This is a genomic window from Cytophagia bacterium CHB2, assembly GCA_030263535.1.
GTDB lineage: Bacteria > Zhuqueibacterota > Zhuqueibacteria > Zhuqueibacterales > Zhuqueibacteraceae > Coneutiohabitans.
The window spans coordinates 1-4,128 of record SZPB01000468.1; the positions used below are offsets into that span (position 1 = coordinate 1).

The 4,128-nt window shown below is 55.6% G+C and carries 3 protein-coding genes; all 3 read right to left on the reverse strand.

Features of this window, described 5'->3' with window-relative positions; translation table 11 throughout:
- Positions 1-3,020, reverse strand: a 3,020-nt coding sequence (locus FBQ85_27340) for an efflux RND transporter permease subunit (GenBank protein ID MDL1878847.1), incomplete at its 3' end; no start/stop codon positions are given.
- A 124-nt stretch (positions 3,021-3,144) separates the two neighbouring features.
- Positions 3,145-3,528, reverse strand: coding sequence for a GxxExxY protein (locus tag FBQ85_27345; protein MDL1878848.1), 384 nt, complete (start codon positions 3,526-3,528; stop codon positions 3,145-3,147).
- A gap of 74 nt (positions 3,529-3,602) precedes the next feature.
- Positions 3,603-4,128, reverse strand: a 526-nt coding sequence (locus FBQ85_27350) for an efflux RND transporter periplasmic adaptor subunit (protein ID MDL1878849.1), incomplete at its 5' end; no start/stop codon positions are given.

Genomic DNA, 4,128 nt, shown 5'->3' on the forward strand with positions numbered 1-4,128 from the left:
AGCGTGTAAACCACCGGCACGAGCACCAGCGTTAAAAACGTCGAAAGCAGCATGCCGCCGACCACCGCGATGCCCAGCGGCCGCCGCGATTCGGCGCCGGCGCCCAGGCCGATGGCAATCGGCAGAATGCCGAAGATGGTTGCAAATGACGTCATGAGAATCGGGCGCAACCGCACCGTCGCGGCCTCGGCCACGGCCTCGAACAAGCGCTGTCCGCGTTCCCGCAATTGATTGGCAAACTCCACGATCAGAATGGCATTCTTCGTCACCAAACCAATCAACATGATCAAACCAATTTGCGAGTAAATGTTCATGGTTTGACCGAAGGCAAAAAGCGCTGCGAGCGCGCCGGCCACGGCGAGCGGCACCGACAGCAAAATCGTCAGCGGGTGAATGAAGCTTTCGAATTGCGCGGCCAGCACCAAATAGATAAACACCACCGCAAACGCAAAGAGGAAATACAGCGCGCTGCTGGATTCGCGAAACTCGCGCGACTGGCCGGTCAGATCACGTTTGATCGTGGGCGGCAGGTTGGCGTCCGCGATGCGATCGAGATCATTCAATGCCTGACCCAGGCTCACGCCGGGAACCATGCTGGCGGTGATCGTTGCCGAGCGCACGCGATTGAAGTGATTCAATTCTTTCGGCGCAACCGTTTCTTTCACATTCACAACGTTCGCAAGCTGCACCAGGCCATTCGCACCGCGCAGGTAAATGCCGTCAATAGTGTTGGGCGTGGCGCGATCAGCAGGCCGGAGTTGCACGATGACGTCATATTGCTTTGCGCCGCGCTTGAAATCAGTGACCACGCGGCCGCCGAGAAAAGTCTCGAGCGTGTTGCCAATGTCCGTCACCGAAACGCCGAGCAGGGCAGCGCGTTCGCGATCAATGGTGATTTCAAGCTGTGGCTTGTTCAGGCGCAAATCGCTGTCCAAATTGATGAGATACCCGAGCTGCGAGGCCTGCGCCATCATCACCCCCACTGCGCTCTGCAATTCTTCGTAGGTATCCGCTTGCAGCACGTAAGCCACGGGCGTGAAGTTAAAATCCGAACCGAGGCTCGGCGGATTCAACACAAACGCAAGCACGCCGGGAATTGAAAACAGCCGCGGGAAAAGTTCCTGTACGATTTGCTGCTGTGATTTTTCCCGTTGGTCTGCCGGTTTCAAATTGAGGAAGAAAAAGGCATTGGTCACGCGGCCGGGTCCGGCGAAGCCCACGCCGGTGGCCGTGAACAGGCCGTGGGTTTCAGGCAGGTTCAGAATGATGTTCTCGACCTGCCGCACGTAGCGATCGGTATAATCGAGTGTGGCGCCTTCAGGGGCGATGACGATGCCAAATCCTACGCCACGATCTTCGGTGGGCACGAGTTCGCTGGGGAGGAACATGAAAATCGTCGCGCTCAAAGCAATCATCAGCACGGCCATTGCCACCACCCAGCCGCGGTGTCGCAGCGCGCCGCGCACGATTTTATTGTAAGTTCGTTCGAGCCAGTCAAAGAATGCATCGAAAGAACGCGAGGCCCAACTGTTGCTCGCGTGATGCAGCGGCTTCAGCATGCGCGAAGACAACATCGGCGTCAACGTGAGCGCGACGAAACCGGAAATTAACACTGCCACTGCAACTGTGACGCCGAACTCGTTGAAGAGGCGGCCAATGTTTCCGGTGAGAAACGCCAGCGGCACGAACACGGCGACGAGCGCAATCGTAGTTGCCAACACGGCAAAACCAATTTCTCTCGCGCCATCAATCGCGGCCTGCCAGCGCGTCTTGCCCATCTCCATATGGCGGTAAATGTTTTCGAGCATGACGATGGCATCATCCACCACCAGGCCGATGGCGAGCACCAAGGCCAGCAGCGAGAGGATGTTGATGGTGTAGCCGAGAAAATATGAGACGGCAAACGTGCCGATGATGGAAATCGGAATCGCAAACGTGGGAATCAGCGTAGCGCGAAAACTCTTGAGAAATGCGATAATCACCAACACCACCAGGCCGAAGGCAATGAGCAGCGTCTCCGCCACTTCATTAATAGACTCTTGAATGAAGGTCGCTGAGTTATAAGCTACATCGATTTTCATGCCCTGGGGCAAGTTTTTTTCCAACTCGGGCAGCGCATTAATCACCGTCTCGGCAACTTGCAGCGTGCTGGCGCGTGTTTGCTTGACCACACCGAGGCCGGTTGTCGGCGTGCCGCTCCACCGCACCGCAGTGCGCTCATCTTGCGCCCCAAGCTCGACCTCGGCAACGTCGCCCAAACGAACCAACTCGTCGCCGCTTTGCTTGACGATGATCGCGGCAAATTCTTCCGGTGTGGCCAGATCACCGCGCGTGCGCACGGTAAACTCGCGATTCTCGCCCTCCACCCGGCCTGCAGGGATTTCCGCGTTTTCGCGGCGAATGGCGTTTTCGATATCCTGCGGGGTCAAGCCGCGCGCCGCCATACGTTGTGAATCCAACCACACGCGCATGGCATAGCGCCGTTCGCCGCCCATAAAAATCGAGCCGACGCCTTCCAAACGCAGCAAACGTTCTTTGAGAATGCGCTCGGCAGCATCGGTTAATTCGAGGTTGTTGTGCCGGTCGCTGATCAATGCCAGCCACATGATCGGCTGCGCATTCACATCGATTTTTTGGATGATGGGATCATCAGCCTCGCGCGGCAGCAGGCCGCGCACGCTCGCCACGCGGTCGCGCACATCGTTGGCGGCTTGATCGACGTCGCGATCCAGTTCGAACGTGATGGTGATTGCCGAGCCTTGCTCCTGGCTGGATGAAGTGATGGTCTTCACGCCTTCAATCGTGGAAAGCTGCTCTTCCAAAATATCGGTGATTTCCGTTTCGATCACGTTCGGACTCGCGCCGCGATAGAACGTGGTTACAGAAACCACAGGCGGATCGATATCGGGATACTCGCGCACCGGCAGTTGCGTGAACGACACCACGCCGAAGATGATGATGACGAGACTCATCACCGTGGCGAGCACCGGGCGCTGTATGGAAATTTCACTGAGCTTCATTATTGTCTCCAACGTTCAGTTTGTAACCGCGAATGCACGCTAATCAACGCGAATAAAAAAACATTTAATCCATTACGTTGCCTAACAGGGATGCGCGGCAATTAACGATTCTCATACGGCGGATTCATCGTGCCTCATCCAAAACAAGTCGCTCCCATTCCAGCTTGCGGTGCTTGTAATTAATGATGAGGCCGACCTTCAATCCAGTAATCTTGAGATAATTGAGCATCGTTCCACGATACTCATCGATAATCGTTTCGACGGTTTTGGTGTCCACGATCACGCGTTTTTCAACCACAAGATCCGGTATAAATTCATCGACACATTCATTGCGATAATAAACCGGGAATTTGGCTTGCTTGTTGCACTCAAGCCCTTGATGTTTGAATTCAACTGCTAGCGAATTTTCGTAAGTTTTTTCACGAAGCCCATGACCGAGCTCATTGTGAACGGCCATAGCACACCCGATGATTCGGAAAACCAAATCCTTTTCCAGTAGCTCTGGCATCGTTATTCCAGCCGTGAAAAAATTCGCGTCTATTCGCGTTTATTCGCGGTTCACAAGGATTATCACAGATCTTCTTAGTTTTGTTGTGGCGTCGAGGCAATCGGCATCACCTTCGCGCCGGGGAAGAGTTTTTGATGCCCTGCGCGCACGACCATCGCGCCGGCAGCGAGGCCGTTGAGCACTTCGACATTCTCGCGCAGGCGCGTGCCGAGTTCCACCGGCGTTCTTGCCACCGTGCTATCGGCTTGAATCACGAACACCAACGCTTGATCGCCTTCCACAAAAACCGCTTCGCTGGGAATCACGAGCGCGTTCGGGCGCTCGCCCAACACCACGGTAACATTCGCGGACATGCCCGGGCGGAATTTGCCGCCGGGATTGTCGATGGCCGCGATGACTTTCATGCGCCGGGTGGCTTGATCAACGAGAGGTTCGATCACTTCAACCTTTCCGATCAAAGCCTCATTTGGATATGCGGTGGTGGAAACTTTGACCTCCGCGCCGCGCTGCAAGCTGGAATAGTAACGTTCCGGCGCAGAGAAATTGATGCGCAATTTATCGATCTGCGCCAAATCCGTAATCGCCGAACCGGCGCGCACG

What these genes read in the sequence shown, in the direction of transcription:
- FBQ85_27345 (MDL1878848.1), bottom strand. Translation starts at nt 3,528, where the DNA reads ATGCCAGAGCTACTGGAAAAGGATTTGGTTTTCCGAATCATCGGGTGT.